General features: G+C 63.6%; 14 protein-coding genes and 1 pseudogene. 6 read left to right on the top strand and 9 right to left on the bottom strand.

Going from position 1 to position 17,736, the window contains the following annotated elements; genetic code table 11:
• Positions 1–102 precede the first annotated feature (102 nt).
• Together ABWK72_RS23085 and ABWK72_RS23080 are read left to right on the top strand one after the other, a co-directional pair.
• Positions 103–456: a hypothetical protein gene (locus tag ABWK72_RS23085; protein WP_367871933.1), complete on the top strand. Its 354-nt coding sequence runs from the start codon at positions 103–105 to the stop codon at positions 454–456.
• Positions 457–480: 24 nt separating this feature from the next.
• Positions 481–846 (top strand): hypothetical protein, encoded by a 366-nt coding sequence (locus ABWK72_RS23080; RefSeq protein WP_367871932.1) that lies wholly within the window; start codon positions 481–483, stop codon positions 844–846.
• Positions 847–1,120: 274 nt separating this feature from the next.
• Here ABWK72_RS23080 and ABWK72_RS23075 read toward each other — a convergent pair whose 3' ends face one another.
• From ABWK72_RS23075 to ABWK72_RS23040, 8 genes and pseudogenes are all read right to left on the bottom strand, one after another.
• Complete coding sequence (locus tag ABWK72_RS23075) at positions 1,121–1,885, bottom strand: TIGR00266 family protein (protein WP_367875374.1); 765 nt, start codon at positions 1,883–1,885, stop codon at positions 1,121–1,123.
• Between the two features lie 102 nt (positions 1,886–1,987).
• Positions 1,988–2,125, bottom strand: a pseudogene (locus ABWK72_RS23070) (GYF domain-containing protein); the annotation flags it as partial.
• Between the two features lie 146 nt (positions 2,126–2,271).
• Positions 2,272–2,862, bottom strand: coding sequence for a transposase (locus ABWK72_RS23065; RefSeq protein WP_367871931.1), 591 nt, complete (start codon positions 2,860–2,862; stop codon positions 2,272–2,274).
• Positions 2,863–3,177: 315 nt separating this feature from the next.
• The gene (locus tag ABWK72_RS23060; protein ID WP_367875373.1) at positions 3,178–4,854 is read right to left on the bottom strand and encodes an ABC transporter ATP-binding protein; all 1,677 of its coding nucleotides are present in this window, start codon (positions 4,852–4,854) and stop codon (positions 3,178–3,180) included.
• A 529-nt stretch (positions 4,855–5,383) separates the two neighbouring features.
• Entirely contained in the window at positions 5,384–6,640 is a 1,257-nt protein-coding gene (locus ABWK72_RS23055; protein ID WP_367871930.1) for a DUF3472 domain-containing protein, read from the bottom strand.
• A gap of 275 nt (positions 6,641–6,915) precedes the next feature.
• On the bottom strand, positions 6,916–8,295 hold the full coding sequence (locus ABWK72_RS23050) for an efflux transporter outer membrane subunit (RefSeq protein ID WP_367871929.1): 1,380 nt from the start codon (positions 8,293–8,295) through the stop codon (positions 6,916–6,918).
• Positions 8,288–11,461 carry an efflux RND transporter permease subunit gene (locus ABWK72_RS23045; protein WP_367871928.1) on the bottom strand — a complete coding sequence of 1,058 codons (3,174 nt, stop codon included), beginning with the start codon at positions 11,459–11,461 and terminating at the stop codon, positions 8,288–8,290. Before ABWK72_RS23045 ends, ABWK72_RS23050 begins: the two co-directional genes overlap by 8 nt.
• A gap of 68 nt (positions 11,462–11,529) precedes the next feature.
• Positions 11,530–12,714 carry an efflux RND transporter periplasmic adaptor subunit gene (locus ABWK72_RS23040; protein ID WP_367871927.1) on the bottom strand — a complete coding sequence of 395 codons (1,185 nt, stop codon included), beginning with the start codon at positions 12,712–12,714 and terminating at the stop codon, positions 11,530–11,532.
• A gap of 248 nt (positions 12,715–12,962) precedes the next feature.
• Here ABWK72_RS23040 and ABWK72_RS23035 point away from each other — a divergent pair, with 248 nt between their 5' ends.
• From ABWK72_RS23035 to ABWK72_RS23025, 3 genes are all read left to right on the top strand, one after another.
• Positions 12,963–13,877: a LysR substrate-binding domain-containing protein gene (locus tag ABWK72_RS23035; protein ID WP_367871926.1), complete on the top strand. Its 915-nt coding sequence runs from the start codon at positions 12,963–12,965 to the stop codon at positions 13,875–13,877.
• 111 nt (positions 13,878–13,988) lie between these two features.
• Positions 13,989–14,792 carry a hypothetical protein gene (locus tag ABWK72_RS23030; RefSeq protein ID WP_367871925.1) on the top strand — a complete coding sequence of 268 codons (804 nt, stop codon included), beginning with the start codon at positions 13,989–13,991 and terminating at the stop codon, positions 14,790–14,792.
• A gap of 39 nt (positions 14,793–14,831) precedes the next feature.
• Positions 14,832–15,281, top strand: coding sequence for a DUF3806 domain-containing protein (locus tag ABWK72_RS23025; RefSeq protein ID WP_367871924.1), 450 nt, complete (start codon positions 14,832–14,834; stop codon positions 15,279–15,281).
• Between the two features lie 229 nt (positions 15,282–15,510).
• Here ABWK72_RS23025 and ABWK72_RS23020 read toward each other — a convergent pair whose 3' ends face one another.
• The gene (locus ABWK72_RS23020; protein WP_367870643.1) at positions 15,511–16,932 is read right to left on the bottom strand and encodes an IS4 family transposase; all 1,422 of its coding nucleotides are present in this window, start codon (positions 16,930–16,932) and stop codon (positions 15,511–15,513) included.
• A gap of 217 nt (positions 16,933–17,149) precedes the next feature.
• Here ABWK72_RS23020 and tnpA point away from each other — a divergent pair, with 217 nt between their 5' ends.
• Positions 17,150–17,602 (top strand): IS200/IS605 family transposase, encoded by a 453-nt coding sequence (tnpA, locus tag ABWK72_RS23015; protein ID WP_367871923.1) that lies wholly within the window; start codon positions 17,150–17,152, stop codon positions 17,600–17,602.
• The last annotated feature ends 134 nt before the right edge of the window (positions 17,603–17,736 follow it).

Raw genomic sequence — 17,736 nt, 5'->3', positions numbered from 1 at the left:
AACGCGAAAGGGCGCGAAATTTGGAAGACAGAAAGGCAGGGAGCCCCCCTCCCCGCGGGCGATCCTTGCTTCGCGGCTGGAATGGCCCATGATCGCAGGGCGATGAATTCTCGCCTCCTCACTTCCAACCTGCTGAAGGCCTGCGGCGTGCTGCTCGCGGGGGTGGCGGCGATGACGGTCGCATGGGAACTGATCTTTCCAGGCCGCATCTATCACTGTACTGACGATAGCGGCTTCGGTTTTCTGGAGCCGGGCAGTTGGGTCCACGGGCCGGTCGATTACGTGGACAGGATTGATACGACGAGACCGATGTCGGAGCCGGATGTGATCAAGACCGGCTGGACGGAACAGGGGCTATGGGCGGCGTGGTGGGGGATGGCCGGGATGGCTGTGGTGGCGGGGCTGACGGTGCCGTGGTTGAAGCGGGAGGCGGTGAAGGCGCGGTTCGGGTTTTGAGTGAAGGGTGGTGTTTGATCCGGCATGCTTTTCTTCATCCTTCATCTCTTGGCCTGTGGTGTCCTGGTTGCCGCGGCGGTTTATCGCCTATACACGCGGGGCACTGCACCGGCATACGGTTTTCTCTTTCCCTACATCATCGTGGCGGCACTGGCGGGGATGGTGATCTCTTACATGTACGCGGGAGAGCTTTTCGTGGCTTGGTATTCGGGTGCGGCGATTGAGATCGAGGCGGCGAAATACCGCCTCAGCGGCCCTTACGCATGGGTGTATATTTCCATGTTGATTGCACCGCTTTTGCCCGTTTTCGCGATTATCCCATGGGTTGGGAGGCGACCGTTGGCGGTGGCGCTGTTAGGGTTGCTTGCGGTGCTGCCGGGGTTTCTTTGAAGGATTCGCCGGCAGGTGTCCGGAACGGCAGTCGCGCAGCGACCGTGGAATGCGGCTGCCCGCTGCCGCTGTAGGCAGGCAGCCTGCTGCTGTGAAGCACGGGAGAGTTCCGTGTCCTGCTCCGTCCGCGGCTTGCCATGCCCCGTGCTTCGCCTTTGCAGCGCCCCTCGCAGCAGGCTGCATCGGGACAGCGGCAGCAGGCTGCGCGCAGTCCACGGCGGCGAAGCCGCGGAAGGCACTCTACTGGCGCTGTGTTGGGGCGGGGCAGCTACTTTTACTTGTCGCCGAAGAGATTGCCGAGGCCGCCGAGGGCGGAGCCTTCGCCCTTGCCGGAGGCGTAAGTGCCGGTGATGCGCTGGGCGAGGCGGGAGAAGGGCATGCTCTGGAGCCAGACGGAGCCGTGGCCCTGGAGGGTGGCGAGGAAGAGGCCCTCGCCGCCGAATATCATGGACTTGAGATTGCCGGAGCGCTGGATGTCGTAGTCGATGCCCTTGGTGAAGGCGACGAGGCAGCCGGTATCGACGAAGAGTTTCTCACCCCTGAGTTCCTTGCGGACGACGGTGCCGCCGGCGTGGACGAAGGCCATGCCATCGCCCTGGAGGCGCTGGAGGATGAAGCCTTCCCCGCCGAAGAAGCCGGCGCCGAGCTTGCGATTGAAGGCGATGCCGATCTGGGTGCCGAGGGCGGCGCAGAGGAAGGCGTCCTTCTGGCAGAGCAGCTCTCCGTTGTATTGGTGGAGGTCGACGGGGACGACGGTGCCGGGATAGGGCGCGGCGAAGGTGACGCGCTTCTTGCCGCTGCTGCCGCGGTTGGTGAAGTGGGTCATGAAGATGGACTCGCCGGTGAGGGCGCGCTTGCCGACGGCCATGAGCTTGCCCATGAAGCCTTGGTCGGGAGTGGAGCCATCGCCCATCTTCGTCTCGAAGGAGATGCCGTCTTCCATGTAGTTCATTGCACCGCCTTCGGCGATGACGGTCTCGCCGGGATCGAGTTCGATTTCGACCATCTGGATGGACTCGCCGATGATCTCGTAGTCGATCTCATGGGAGCGCTTGGCACCGGCGGAGAGGGCGGTGCCAGCGGGCGGGAGAGGTGGCGGTGCGCCCTGGCCCTGGAAGAGTTCGGGGAGGACTTTGGCAGCGGGTTCCCATGCGGGCATGCCTTGGGTCCACATGAAGGTTTGTGGATTGATGGTGCCGCCGGTCACCAGTTCGTTAAGGTTTTCGTCGGAGGTCGTGGCGGTGGAACCGGAGGAGCTGTGGTAGTGCCAAGTCTTCATGGTGGCGGGGAGGGTAGCGGGTGGAGGGTGCGGTGCAAGGAGGGAGGGTGCGGTGCCGTGATGGAAGGGGAACTTATATCGCGGGTACGCGATCAAGGGTACGTAGTCCCGCCTTCAGGCGGACGGCAGCGGTAGGCGTTTTTGGTTCAGTCATCCCAACCCTTTCCATAGTCCATGACCGGGTATTCTTTCCAGAGCCTCACCGCGCCCTCTCGTCCTTCCGCTTCGAGGAAATCTTGAGCGCTTGAGAACGGCCAATCCTGCCACGAATCCACATAACCATGCTTCACCGGGTTGTTGTGAATGTAGTTCACCGTCGCCCAGAAGTGTTCGCTGTTCTGCATGCCGCGGTCGGAGGCGGAATGCCAGATCTGGCGACCACGCAGTCCTTCTTCGCCGTTCCACTCAAAGGATGTTTTGCCGTGGAGTTGTCCAAGTTGACTCACGATAGTCCGGACGTCGGGGGTGCGGATGAGGAGGTGGTAGTGGTTGGGGAGGACGCACCAAGCGGCGGAGGGTGCCGGGAAAACGTTTAGGAGCCTGTTTGAGAATTCTTCGAGCCGGTCGTCGGAATAGCCGATGTGCGGGCGGTGCTCGAAGCAGGCGGCGGAGAGATGATAGTGGATATTGCCCTGATCGAAGTGGGGCGGGCGATGCCACGGGCGCTTGAGGAGCTTGCGGCGGGCGAGCCATTCCTCTCGTTGCTCCGGGGTCTGTTTTCGCCAACGATAGGGCATTGGGGGTGACTACTTGGTGCCGGGGGGAAAAGGCAAGTAGCTAGTGATCCGGAAGATGTCCGCCTGAAGGCGGGACTACGTACCCTTGGGGGCGGGCTTGCGGGGTGGCTTCCCGACCGGCGATGTCCGCCTGAAGGCGGGACTACGTACCCTTGGGGGCGGGCTTGTGGGGTGGCTTCCCGACCGGCGCTGTCCGCCTGAAGGCGGGACTACGTTACCCTTGGTGGCGGGCGCTTGGGGTAGCTTCCCGACCGGCGCTGTCCGCCTGAAGGCGGGACTACGTGCCCTTGGGGGCGGGCTTGTGGGGTGGCTTCCTCAGAGCAGCTGCGTCTCGGCGAGGAGATGATAGGTGCCCTGGCGCGCGATGAGTTCGGCGTGGGTGCCGCTTTCGACGAGCTTGCCGTGATTGAGGACAAGGATGGTGTCGGCGTGGCGGACGGTGGAGAGGCGGTGGGCGATGACGAGGCTGGTGCGGCCGGCCATGAGGCGCTCGAGCGCTTCATTGACGAGGCGCTCGCTCTCGGTGTCGAGGGCGCTGGTGGCCTCGTCTAACAGGAGGATGCGCGGATCGGCGAGGATGGCGCGGGCAATGGCGATGCGCTGGCGCTGGCCGCCGGAGAGCTTGACTCCGCGGGGGCCGACGGTGGTCTCGTAGCCTTCGGGGAGCTTGGAGATGAACTCGTGGGCGTTGGCCTGCCTGGCGGCTTCCTCGATCTCGGCAGCGGTGGCACCGGGGCGGCCGTATTCGATGTTCTCGCGGATGCTGCCGCCGAAGAGCATGACTTCCTGCGGGACGACGGCGATCTGCTTGCGGAGCGAGGCGAGCTGGAGGTCCGAGGCGTTCTTGCCATCGAAGAGGACCTGGCCGCTTTCGGGATGATGGAAGCCGAGGATGAGGGAGAAGACGGTGGACTTGCCCGCGCCGGAGGGGCCGACGAGGGCGACGCGCTTGCCGGGCTCGGCGGTGAAGGAGAGTTCGTGGAGGACGGGCGCATCCGGGCGCGAGGGGTAGTGGAAGGTAACCTTGTCGAAGGAGAGGGAACCGGCGAGGCGACCGGTGGCTTGGACGCCGCTGGCTTCCGGGGTCTCGCCCATCAGCTCGCGGAGGCGCTCGGTGGCACCGGCCATGGCCTGGAACTGCGAGATGATCTCCGGCACCGAACCCAGCGATGCGCCGACGAAGACGCTGAAGATGATGAAGCCGGTGAACTCCTTCTGACCGATTTCGCCAAGCGCCAACATGTGCGAGCCATACCAAGCCACGCCACCGATCGTGCCGAAGAGCGCGAAGATCACGAAGGACAGGAAGGCGGCGCGGGCATTGGCACCGCGCAGGGTCACCCCGAAGAAGCGATCGAGAGCGCGGTGGTAGCGGGCTCGCTCGAACTCCTCGTTCGAGAAAGCCTTCACATCGGCGATGCCTTGCACGCTTTCCTCCATGACCATTCCGGACTCGGCCAAGGCATCCTGCGCATCCCGTGAATACTTGCGGACCTTGCGCCCCGAGATCGCCACGGCCAGCACCACCACCGGCACGCTGCACAGCATGACCAGCGAGAGCTTCCACGAGCAGTAGATGATGAAGGAAAGGCTGCCGATGAGGATCACGCTCTGCCGCGCGGCCTGCGGCAGGGTATTGAGGAAGGTTTCGCGGACGGTGCCGAGGTCGCTGGACACGCGGTTGCTCACCAGGCCCGAGCGCTGGTCTTGGAAGAACGGAATCGGCAGCTTGAGCAGACGGTTGAAGAGGTCGCGGCGCAGGTCGTTGAGTGCGGCCTCCCCGGAGTAGGTGAAGCCGCGCACCCGCCAGTAGGCGATGAAGGCCTGGACCGCGAGAATGCCAACGAGCATCAAGATCTTGGCGTCGGCCTTCTGGCGGGTGGCCGCGACATCGATGGCACCGCCTTTCCAAGCGTCCGCGGGATCGCCGATGAGGTCCTTCAGGAAGAAGGGGAAGGCGAGGCCGAGGCCGGCGGTGACGAAGAGGGCGATGACCGAGGGGATGAAGATCTTGCGGTAGGGGCGGACGTAGGAAAGGACCCAGGTGAGTCCCCCTTGATATCGCGCTTCTTCTTGTCATCCGCGGCCTTCGGCATGCCGCGGATGGGAGACGATCCCGGGGCGGGCGTCAATGGGGAGGGAGGGGAGCGGAGACATTGGGGCATCGGGAATACGGAGGCCGGGTGTTTTTTTGGGGCAACACGGGGGTAGCCTCTCGGGACGGGAGGCGCCGTCCGGCAGGGTGGTCCCTGACAGCGCTTTCTTCCCCTCCGTTCGTGTCATCGAGACGGCGATATCCATTTAACCTCCGCGATGTGGTCGGCCATGGGGACCGCTCTGCGGGCCGGGAGGTGCCCGGCGGGGGCTATTGGTGGGTGCGGGCGTTGGGGGCGGCTTCGTCCGCCTGAAGGCGGGACTACGTACCCTTGGGGGCGGGCTGTTGGGGACCACTCGGCCGCACAGAGGACTGTGCGGACCACCTTTTCCGGACCACCTTTCCGGAGCACCTTTTTAAGACACCTTACTTGTCGAGCTTGCTGAGCTCGGCGTCGTCGGGGTGCTTGCCGGCGGGGGCCGGGACTTCGAGTTTGTCGTAGGCTTTGGTGACGGCACCCTTGGTGCGGTCTTCGATGAAGCCGCCATTGGCGAGGTAGAAGCGCTTGCCGGAGATGCCGGCGCTGCGGTCGAGGCGTTCGGATTTGCCGTGGCCATCGTGGGTGAAGGCGGCCTTGGTGATGGGGAGCCATTCGCCGGCGTGGGTCTTGATCCAGCCGTTGCCGAATTCGCAGACGCGGCGCTCGTGGCCGTTCTGGCCGCCGAAGTTCTCATTGAAGGAATAGAGGCCGTGGAGGTACTTGCCGTCCTTGGGCGAGCGGAAGGAGGCGACGAGCTCCCAGTCCTTCTTCTTCGAGTCGCGGAACCAGCCGGTGTAGATGGTGACATCGCCCTCGACCTTGGCGCGCATGAGGAAGTGGACGGTATCGCCGAGCTTCCACGGGTAGACGAGATGGCTGTGGCCGCCGGTGCCTTCGTTGCCGAAGTCGCCGGCGTTCGTCTTCGGGCCTTTGGCTAACAGCTTCACGCGGTCGTCGTCCTGAACCTTGTCGCGGTCCTTGGCCTCGCTGCCGGAATCCCAGACGGAGAAGATGATGCGGCGCTCGGTGGGGCTGTTGACCTGCATGCCGAAGTAGCCGCGGTGCCAGCCGGTGGCCTCGTAGTAGGTCCAGAGGGGCTCGGTCTTGGGGGTGGCTTCGAGGTAGAACCACTCGACCTCCTCCTTGGCCGGCTCGGGGACCTCGTAGGCGAGGTGGATGGAGGCGCTGTTGCGGCGCTCGACCATGGAGAAGCGGGCGGCTTCGGAGGCGGGGCCTTCGAGCTTGAGGAAGCGGAGGTCGGGGAGCTTGCCATTGCCTTCGAGCGTGAAGCGGTAGTAGCCGGGCTCGGCGATGGGGACCTTGCCGAAGGAGACGGCATCGGCGGTTGGTTCGCCATTGAGCTTCCAGGAGATGGCGGGTTTTTCCTGGGAGCTGACGGTGAGCTTGAGCTTGGCCTTGGTGGGGGCTGCGGTGAGGAGGGAGAGGTCGAGGTCGCCTTTCGTGGCGATGTTGCCGAACCAGGAGAGAGTGGTCTTGGAGTCCCAGTCCTTGATGAGGCCGTCCTTGTCGCGGTCCACGCCGTTATTGGGGTCGGGGGCGGTGTAGGCGGTAAAGGCGGGGATCTCGAGGGCGGCTTGGGCGCTTAGGGTGGCTAAGGCGAAGATCAAAAGGCATTTTTTCATGCCGTAGATTGGCTTTTGTGCCATTTGGGTCAATGGGAAAGCGTATGAAGCCAAGTAAGAACCCAAGGCAAACATCGAACATCGAACATCGAACGTCCAACATCGAACATCGAAGGGGAAGGCAAAGGGGGGGAACGAAAAAGGGCGGCCGGGAGGATCCGCAGCCGCGTGAAGCTTGCAGGCGGCGGCTCATCCCTCCCAGAAAGAGCCTGCTCACCTGCTTCTCCACGAGCTGCGGATCGTCGCGACCGCCCTCGTCAGTTTTTAAATTCGGTTCACCAGCCTCCGCCGAGCGCTTTGTAGAGTCCAACGGAATTCACCGCGCGCGCAAGACGCAGTTGAATGAGGGACTGGCGCGCGTCAAACAAATCCTGTTGAGCGGTTAGAACTTCGAAGTAGCTGTCGACCCCCTGGCGGTAGCGGGCATCGGCCAAATCGAAGCGCTTTTGCTGCGCGGCGACGAGACCCTGATAGGCTTCGATCTGCCCGGCAAGTCCGGTGCGTGCGGCAAGGCCATCGGCGACTTCGCGGAAGGCGGTTTGGATGACCTTCTCGTAGGTAGCGACTTGGATCTGCTTGCGGATCTGTGCGGCGTCGAGGTTGGCCTTGTTGAAACCGCCATCGAAGATGGGGACGCTGATCTGCGGGGCGAAGGCCCAGGCGCCGGAGCCGCTCTGGAAAAGATCCCCGAGGCTGCGGCTGGCGGTGCCGGCGCTGCCGGTGAGGGTGATCCGCGGGAAGAAGGCGGCGCGTGCGGCACCGATGTTTGCATTCGCGGCGGCGAGCTGGTGCTCGGCTTCGAGAATGTCCGGGCGGCGGCGGAGCAGGTCGGAGGAAACCCCGGCACGGACTTCCGATACGAGGGCATCTTCCAAGCCGCGGCCATCCGGCAGACCACCGGGGATGCCGGTGCCTAACAAGACGGTCAGCGAGTTCTGCGTTTCCGCCAGCCGCTGCTTGTAAGCGGCGAGCTGGGCCTTCGCGGTCTGCACTTGGATGTCCACCGAGCGCAGGTCGAGTTCGGACACATCGCCGGCATCGAAGCGCTTCTGGGTCAGGCCGTAGGTCTCATCGACCGCCTTCAAGGTGCTCTGTGCCAATTCGATCTGCTCGATGGCGGCGCGCTGGTTGAAGTAGACGCTGGCGACTTCCGAGACCAGGGAGATCTGGACGCCGACGCGTGCGGCATCGCTGGCGAAGTAGGTCTGCAGCGCGGCATTGCTGAGGCTGCGGACGCGGCCGAAAATATCGAGTTCGTAGCCGGTGACGCCGACCGAGACATCGTAGGAGCGGGTCTCCATGCGCGAGCCGGTGGAGCTATTCGCGCGGCCGATGCCCGAGTGCGAGGACCCGGCGCCGACATTCACGGTGGGGAAGAGCGCGCTACGGGTAATCCCGTACTGGGCGCGGTTCTGCTCCACATTGAGGGCGGCGACGCGGAGATCGCGGTTGTTGTCGAGGGCGACTTTCACCAGGCGTTCGAGCCGCGGATCGGCGATGAACTTTTGCCAGGCGATGTCCGCGGAGACTCCGCCGCCGGTATTACCGGGGAAGGTTTCCGAGACGGGCGACGCCACCCGATCGAGGCCGGGCTCCAGATTGCAGGAGGCGACGAACGCGGGAAGTGTTAGAAGGAACAGGTGCGACTTACGCATGATTCAGGTCTCCGGTTGGAGTCTGGGAGGGTATTTCTGATTCCGGATTTTTGGCCGGGCTGAAGCGATTTACGATGCTGCGAACCACGACGTAGAAAGTAGGGACCAGGAAGATGGCGAGGACGGTGCCCGAGATCATGCCGCCTGCAACTCCCGTGCCAATCGCATTTTGGCTGGCGGAGCCGGCACCGGAGCTGATCACGAGCGGGACCACGCCGAGGACGAAGGCCATCGAGGTCATGAGGATCGGGCGGAGGCGGAGCTTCACGGCTTCGAGGGTGGCTTCGATCAGGCCCTTGCCCGCTTTCTCCAGATCGAGGGCGAACTCGATGATGAGGATGGCGTTCTTGGTCGAGAGACCCACGGTGGTGAGCAGACCGACCTTGAAATACACGTCGTTCGGCAGCTCGCGGAAGGACACCGCGGCAAGGGCGCCGAGAATCCCGAGCGGGACGACCATGATGACGGCGACCGGGATCGACCAGCTCTCGTAGAGCGCGGCGAGGCAGAGAAAGACGATGAGGATGGAGATGCCGTAGAGCATGGGGGCCTGGTTACCGGAGATCTTTTCCTCCAGCGACTGGCCGCTCCATGAGAAGCCGAGTCCGGGCGGGAGTTGCTCGGCCATCTTCTCCATCTCATCCATCGCCTCGCCCGAGCTGCGGCCCGGGGCGGCGGCGCCGACGATATTCACGGCGGGCAGGCCATCGTAGCGCTGGAGCTGCGGCGAGCCGTAGGCCCAGCTGGTGGTGGTGACCGCGGAGAGCGGGACCATCTTGCCCTCCTTGTTCCGCAGCCAGACCTTGCCGATGTCATCCGGGGTCATGCGGAAGGCGGCATCGAGCTGGACGATCACGCGCTGGACGCGGGGGCCGTTCACGAAGTTGTTCACGTAGGCGGAGCCGAAGGCGGTCTGCATGGTCTGGTTGATCTCCGCGAGGGAGACGCCCAGCGCGGCGGCCTTGTCTTGGTCGAGCTCGATCTTGAGCTGGGCGGCATCGTTCAGGCCCTGCGGGCGGACGCCCACCAGCAGGTGATTCTGCGCGGCCATGCCGAGCATCTGATCGCGCGCCGCCATCAACTGGTCATGGCCGACGCCACCGATATCCTGCAGCCAGAAGTCGAAGCCGGACGAGGTGCCGAGTTCGGGGATGGCGGGCGGATTCAGAGGGAAGACGAAGGCGTCCTTGATCCCGCCGAGGCCCATGATGCCGCGCTTGATGATCTCCTGGACCTTGTGCTCCTTGCCATCCTTGCCGCCCTCGCGCTCTTCCCATGGCTTGAGGCGGAGGAAGGCGAGGCCGGAGTTCTGGGCCTTACCCGTGAAGCTGAAGCCGGCGACGGTGAAGTAGTGCTCGATCTCCGGCTGCTGGGCGAAGTATTCCTCCATCTTGGTCAGGGCCTCGCCGGTGCGTTCATCGGTCGCGCCGTCCGGCAGGGTCACGAGGGTCAGGAAGTAGCCCTGGTCTTCCTCAGGCAGGAAGGAGGAGGGCATCTTCTGATAGAGATGGACGACGCCGAAGCAGACCACGGCGAGCAATACAATACCGACCCATGCGTGCTTGAGGGTGCCGCCAACCACGCCTTGGTAGGCATGGGTGGTGGAGTCGAAGGCGCGATTGAACCAGCCGAAGGGGCCGCGCTTCGCGACGTGGTGGCCGGCATCGACCTGCTTGAGCAAGGTGGCGCAGAGGGCGGGCGTGAGGGAGAGCGCCAGAAAGACGGAGAACAGCATGCACGAGACCATCGACATGGTGAACTGGCGGTAGATGGTGCCGACCGAGCCGCCGAAGAAGGCCATGGGGATGAACACCGCGACGAGCACGACGGTGATACCGATGAGCGCACCGGTGATCTGGTTCATCGCTTTCACAGTCGCTTCCTTCGCGGGCAGGCCCTCCTCGCTCATGATGCGCTCGACGTTTTCCACGACCACGATCGCGTCATCCACCAGGATGCCGATGGCGAGGACCATGCCGAACATGGTGAGCACGTTGATGGAGAAGCCGAAGGCCGCCATCAGGCCGCAGGTGCCGAGCAGGGCGACCGGCACGACCAGGGTGGGGATGAGGGTGGCGCGGAAATTCTGGAGGAAAAGATACATCACCAGGAACACCAGGATGATGGCTTCCACGAGGGTCTTGAGCACTTCCTCCACGGAGATCTTCACGAAGGTGGAGGTGTCCAGCGGGTAGATCACCTTCACACCCGGCGGGAAGAATTCCTGCAGGCGCTCGACTTCCTTGCGGACGCCTTCCGCGGTATCCATCGCGTTGGCGGTGGGCGAGAGCTTGACGGCGGCGGCGGCGGTCGGCTTGCCATCGATGCGGGCCTTGATCGAGTAGTCCTGGCCGCCGAGTTCGACGCGGGCGACATCGCTGAGATAGACGCGCGAGCCATCGGTATTCACGCGCAGGACGATCTTCTTGAATTCCTCCGCCTCGCGCAGGGTGGCACGGCCTTGGAGAATGATATTGAGCTGCTGGTCCGGCGTGGCCGGGAGGGCGCCGATCTGGCCGACGGGGACCTGGGTATTCTGCGCCTGGATGGCGGTGGAGATATCCCCCGGGGTCATGTTATAGCTCAGCAGCTTGTCCGGATCGAGCCAGATGCGCATGGCATACTGGGTGCCGAACTGGACGACCTCCCCCACCCCTTCCACGCGGCGGATCGGGTCGAGCACGCTCGCGGCGAGGTAGTTCCCGAGTTGGATCGCGTCCATGCTGCCGTCATCGGTGGAGAGCGCGATGAACATGGCGAAGTTCCGCGTCGCCTTCGCAACCACCACGCCCTGCTGCTGGACGGTCTGGGGCAGGCTGGGAGTGGCGAGCTGGACCTTGTTCTGGACCTGCACCTGGGCCACATCGGGATCGGTGCCGGGATTGAAGTAGAGGGTGATGATCGAGGTGCCGTTCGCATCGCTGGCGGACGACATGTAGAGCAGGTTGTCGATGCCGTTGAGGTTCTGCTCGATGACCGAGGTCACGGTATCGGTCAGGGTCTCGGCGGAGGCACCGGCGTAGTTCGTGGTGATCGAGATCGATGGCGGTGCCACGGCGGGGTACTGGGCCACCGGCAGCTTGGTGATCGAAATGATCCCCAGGATGGCGATCAGGATGGAGACCACCCAGGCGAAGACAGGGCGATCGATGAAGAAATGGGCCATCTGGACTACAAATTACTAATTACTAAATTCTAATTACTAAACCAAAGGCAGGGATGCCTGGGGGTGGTTTAGCCTTTCTTGCCGTCCTTCGGGGTCGCTTGGCCGGTCGCGGTCTTGACCGCGGGGAGGTAGGGCTCGGGGGCGACTTGGGCACCGGGGCGGGCCTTGAGCAGGCCCTCGATGATGACTTTCTCACCGGCATTGAGGCCGGAGCTGACGACCCACTTGTCGCCGATGGCGTCCTGGGTCTCGATCATTTTGAGCTGCACGTGATTGGAATCGTCCACGACCATGACGCTGCCCATGCCGGTGGCGGTGCGGGTGACGGCGCGCTGCGGGACGGTGACGACGTTTTCCTTCACCGCCTGGACGACCTTGATCCGGGCGAACATGCCGGGGAGCAGGATGCGATCGGGATTCGGGAACTCGGCGCGGAGGGTGACCATGCCGGTGGTGGGGTCCACCGAGGCTTCCGAGAAGAGGATCTTGCCGCCGGGGCCGTATTCACTGCCGTCTTCCAGGATCAGCTTGGCCTGGACCGCCTCCGGGGCGGCCTGGGTCACGCCGCTCTGCGCGGAGCGGCGCAGCGCGATCATGTCGGTGCTGGATTGCGTGAAGTCGAAGTAGATCGGGTCGAGCTGCTGGATCGTGACCATCAGCGTCGCGTCATCCTCGCCGACCAGCGCGCCCTCCGTGACTTGGGCGCGGCCGACGCGGCCGGAGATCGGGGCGGTGACGGTGGAGTAGTCGAGGCGAAGCTGGGCGGTCTTGAGGGTGGCGGCGGCGGCCTTGATTTCGGCATTCGCGACGTTCACGGCGGAGTCCGCATCGTCATACTGCTGCTTGCTGATGGCATTGGTGCCGACCAGGGTCTTGTAGCGGTTGAGCTGGGTCTCGGCCTGATGCCGGGCGGCCTCGGCGCGGACGTAGGCGGCATTGGCATTTTCCTTCACCGCTTCGAGCGGGGCGGGGTCGATCTTGAAGAGGATATCGCCGGCCTTGACCTCGCCGCCTTCCTTGAAGGTTTTTTCCAGCAGGATGCCGGAGACGCGGGCGCGGACCTCGGCGGTACGCACGGCATCGATGCGGCCCGGGAGGGTGCGGGTGATCTGCACGGTCTCCTTCGCGGCCGGCAGGACCGTGACGGCGGCCGGCGGCATTTGAGGAGGACCCGCTGCAGCCGCGTCCTTCTTTTTACAAGCGGTCGTCAGCAGGAGCAGTGAGGTCAGAGGCAGGAAGTGGATCGGGCGCATGGTCGGCAAGAAGGCAGAGAGGAACGGAAGGTCGGCGGCTACGGCGAAAGGATAAGCGAGGAAATCCGGCGAATCGGTGAAATCTTCAGATGCAGATTGGTGACTTTCGGAGTAGACTGAGCGGGAGGACTTACCGCTTTCTAAAACGGTTGTTTCAGACGTGCGATTTATTTAGCATGGGAAATGCGGAGGCGGAATGACTTTGAAGTTTCCAAGCTGGTAACCTGAGCTTACCAGTCCCGCGGCACATGGAACTCCGGCACTTGAGATACTTCGTGGCGGTGGCGGAAGAGTTGAATTTCCGCCGCGCAGCGGAGCGCCTGAATGTCACGCGCCCGGCGCTGAGCAAGCAGATCAAGGACCTGGAGACCGAGATCGGGGTGAAATTGTTGGATCGCGATACGGTGCGGGTGGCGCTGACGGATGCGGGGAAGGTCTTCCTGGCGGATTCGCGGGCGATTCTGGATGATGTGGAGCACGCGGTGGCGCGGTCGCGCGAGGCGCAGGACGGGCGTCGCGGGCAGATCCGGATCGGCAGCGTGGGGCAGATCGCCGCAAGTTTTCTGCCGGACGCGCTGCGGGCCTTCCGGGTGAACTTCCCGGATGTGGAGGTGACTTTCGTGGAGATGACGCCGCCGGAGCAGCTCGAGGCGCTGGCGAAGGACGAGATCGACCTGGGCTTCGCCTACGGCCGCGATACCGAGAAGGTGCCGGGGATGTCGAGCCTGCTACTGGTGCGCTCGACCTTCGGGGTTTCGATGTCGAAGGATCATCCGTTTGCGACGCGGCGGGCGCTGCGGCTGGAGGAGCTGCATGACCAATCGATGCTGTGCGTGGGGGATGAGAAGGCTTCGACGCATCGTCGTGATATTCTGAGCATGTTCGAGGAGGCGGGCACGGCGCCGGCATCGGTGCGGCAGATCCTCGGGTTCGAGTCGCTGCTGACGATGATCGCGGCGGACCAGGGTCTGTCGATGCTGCCGGAGGTGCTGGACCTGCGGTCGAGCCACGGGATCGTGACGGTGCCGCTGCTGGCGGACCGCGCGCGGGCGGACTTCACGATGTGGGCGGTGTGGAAGACGGCCGGGGCTTCCTTGCTGGTGAGGAATTTCGTCAGGCTGTTAGAGCGGAACCGTCCGGCGGATTCGATGGCGGTGGCGTGATGCTTGTCCCCTGCCCTTCCCTTTTAATTTACGCAGCGATGTCAAAGATTACGACCCGCTCCTTGATCGGTGTCGCCAAGCGAAACGATGCCAATTCCAAAGCTCTAAAGCGTGACCTCCACCATCCGCATCTGGCACGAAAACTTGGTCGCATCTGGACATGACGGGCCGCGGCCCCTGTCTACACTCTCTGTGGAGGAGCATATCCATGGTGGATTGCGAATCGAGATCGGAGGGAGACTGGTGCCCCACCTCGGCTATTTCGGGCCGGACGACGTTTGTTTCGACACCTGGGTCGAAGAGTTAACACGCATTTTCGGGAACTTGGTCCGTGGCGGGGATTTCAGCCACGTTTTTGACGAAGGAGAACAGGGCCAGCCCGCTTTCGTGTTTGAGCGCTGCGGGAACAAGGTGCATTTCAGTATCTGCGACTCCGAATTTTCAGAGGGACGGTCTGACGCAAAATGGCAGCAAGTCGAGTTCGGAAGGGAAGACTTTCTCCGCGCGTATCAAGATCTGATCGACTCCCTGTTTTCCACTTTGAGAAAAGAGGCCCCGCCCGTCGGGCGGGATTGGATTTCAAAGCGACTCCTCGCAGGAGCGAGGCCGGATGATGCCCCGGTGCTTCTCGATTGCGATCTCTGGCGGGATGGTGGATCGCTCTCAGCGACGGTTGCGGATCGCGGATCAAAGGTTTCCTTTTGGCTACAGATCAGCCCATCGAGCTCGGAGCACGAACATCTTTACTCGAGCAAAGGACCGGACCCCGCCAGCAAGCAAACGAGAATCAAGATTTCCTCCACTACCGAACGCAGGTGGCTGGCATTTCTTCGTGGTGCCATGATCGACCTCGTGGAGCCAGCAAAACAGGAACATTTCAAGAGGTTGCTATCAATCTTGCACCATCGATCCTGATGGTGAGTCTGGTTGCGCACCCTGAAGCTTCACTAACCCATGGCCAAGATCACTACCCGACCGCTGAATTCCGAAGAACTGGCCACGCTCGCGGGATCGGCCGAGTGGGTGAACCGGCTGTTGGAGGAGGAGTTTCAGTCGAAGGTCCGGCTGACGGGGACGCGGGAGGATATCCCAAACCTGCACACGATGCTGGAAGAGGGGCCTTTCACGGAGGACGCGAAGGCGGAACTGAAGACTTTCGGGATCGTGTTCGGGAACGTGCTGGCGCGGGAGCTTCCGTTGAGGTGGGTGGTATATCGGGATGCGAACGGGACGGACTTCGCGCTGCAGTACGAGGAGCTGGAGTTGTTCGTGTTTCCCTGGGATTTGTTGGTGAAGCGGATGGAAGGCGGGGAGGATTTGGGGGAGATGGATCTGGATCTGATTTTGGAGGAGCTGCGGGAGGGATTGAAGGAGGAGGCGGTGAGGATGGGGAAGAGGGGGTGAGCTCCTCGCCCTCCAAGCGCCGGTTTCTTCGCCCTGCAGGGGCGGACGTCGATAGCCCCGGGTGAAACCCTGACCTTTATACACAAGTCCGCGCGGCCGTCGCTCGTCACGGCGGCGAGTGGATCACTGCTTGCCAGCACGAGGCCTCCGCTTCCGGCGTGGCACGCGTCATCCGGGCACGCGCGGGCGGGCGGTGCGGCTGAGCCGCCCGCCTTCCTCCGGGGCCCTTTCACTCGTCGTGAAAGGCGCGCCACGCGCACGCGAAGTCCCTCACCCGAGCCAGCCCCTGCCACAGGGATTGTGCACCGGGCGGCCCGTCGCCCTTGCGCCCGAGGTGGCCGCCGAGCTTGCCGACGATGCGGATGAACTCGGCAAGCGACGGCTCGCCCGCCGCCTTGTCGCGTTTGGCCACGGCGCACGCCGATCGCCACTCGGCTTCCTCGAACACGCTGCCGCAGGGCAAGTCGGGGACCACGCGCCCGAGATGAGTCAGGTAAAGGATCCGCCACGCGACCACCAGATGGATCGCCAGCGCGTTGCACAGCGCCTGCCCGCTCTTGAGCTGGATGCGTTCCACCCGGCAGCCGGTCTTGAGGACCCTATGGAAGACCTCGATGTCCCAGCGCCGCCGGTAAAGCCCGATGATCTCCAGCGCTTCTTCAAGGGTCGCCACCGGCTTGCTGGTCAACAGCAGCCAGCGCACCGGATCTTCCCCGTCCGGCGGATCGCGTTCTTCCGCCAGCACCGCCCAGAAGGAGACCCGCGGCAGCTTGACGCCCTTGCGGTAGGGCGGGCGCGGGGTGACTTCCATCACCCGCACTTCCTGGCATACCGTGCGCGCGCTGCGCTGCGAGGGCACCCGGTTGCCCTTGACCTTTTTGGTGCCCTTCCAGGCCGGCACTTCAAAGGAATGGGTGCCGAGCAGCGGTGCCGCGGCGAGCGCCGCGAAGAGCTTCGCCGGGTTATCATGCAGCGTGCCTGTCAGGGCGCGGTCCTGGTTGGCGCGGATGATCCACCCGGCGCAGGGGCCGCCCCGCTCCACGGCAGCGTGCCATGCGGCATAGAGTTCGAAGATATCGCCCTCGCGGTCGCCCACCGAGATCACCTCGCAGTCCGGCAGCAGCACGGCCACTTCATTGGTCTTTTCATAGCCTTCGACCCAGCGCCGGCTTTCCTTGTCACTACCCGGCCGCCGCTTGTGCGGGACCTTGGCATCGCCAAAGGTGGCGGGATCGCGGATGATCATCGCCGCATCGAGGGTGCCAAGCGGCAGGCCCTCGCCCGAGACCGCGTAAAGCGCGTGCAGGTAGAGACCCTTGCGGTTCTTGTCGTTGAGCGGGCCCAGACCGGTGGTGGCCGTCATGTGCGTGAAATCCAGCTCGGTGGTGTCCTGCGACACCACCACGCGGCGGTGCGCCGCGCAGCGGGCGATGGTGGCCTCGCGGTGCGGGGCCAGCACGGCCGCGGCGGTGACGTCGGGACAATTGAGCAGGCGGTAGGCCGCCGTCATCTCGCCACTGCCGCCGGTGGCGGCGGCAATGCTTTTGGAAGGAAAGGCGGCGAGCGCCGCGGCGACTTTGGGCAAGCGCCGGTCGCGCCGCGTATCCTTCAGATCCGCGTTGCCGAACTCGCCTGTAATGTCGTCAGCCACGCCAAAAATCCAACAGCGCGTGCATTGTGCAGGGCTTCAAACACTCGTACAGATTTATTTCCCGCAAACTGCACCGGCGGATTTCATGCCGGAGCGCGGACTTGTGTATAAAGGTCAGGGTGAAACCCGGGGTTTGGGTGCTCCAAGGGACGTGCCCTGAAAGGGCACACGTAGGCCTCGCTTGATCCCGCGTCCGAGGTTGGTCAAGCTACGGAGAATGGCCCAATCGCTTGCCTCCCTATTGGTTCACCTCGTTTTCTCCACCAAGGATCGTGAGCCATCGATCCCGGATCATCTGCGGAAGGAATTGCATGCTTACATCGGAGGCATCATCGCCCACCGCAGCGGTGCGTTGCTCGCCGCCGGCTCCGTGGCGGATCATATTCATCTGATGATCTCGCATCCCCGCACCATCGCGCCGGCGGAACTGGTGAAGGAGATCAAAGCTGGTTCATCGAAGTGGATGAACGAGCGCGAAAAGCGTGCGTTCAAGTTCCATTGGCAAAGCGGATACGGCATCTTCTCGATCAGCCCGACGCACCGGCCAAAGCTCGAGGAATACATCGCCAATCAGGCCGAACATCACCGGGTGACGACGTTCCAGGAAGAATACCGGAAGCTCCTTACCCGTTGCGAGGTCGAATGGGATGAGCGTTACGTGTGGGATTGACCCGGCCTACGAGTGCCCTTTCAGGGCACGTTTTTCCCGTGACACGGAAACCCCGGGTTTCACCCGGGGCTATCGACGTTTACCCTTTCAGGGCATAGGAGCAGGACCGTTGCGGGGCGGTGCGGTTGGTTTGT

The organism is Luteolibacter sp. Populi (assembly GCF_040801775.1).
GTDB lineage: Bacteria > Verrucomicrobiota > Verrucomicrobiia > Verrucomicrobiales > Akkermansiaceae > Haloferula.
The sequence above is the reverse complement of the archived record's forward strand: the minus strand, read 5'-3'. Positions and strand labels throughout refer to the sequence as shown.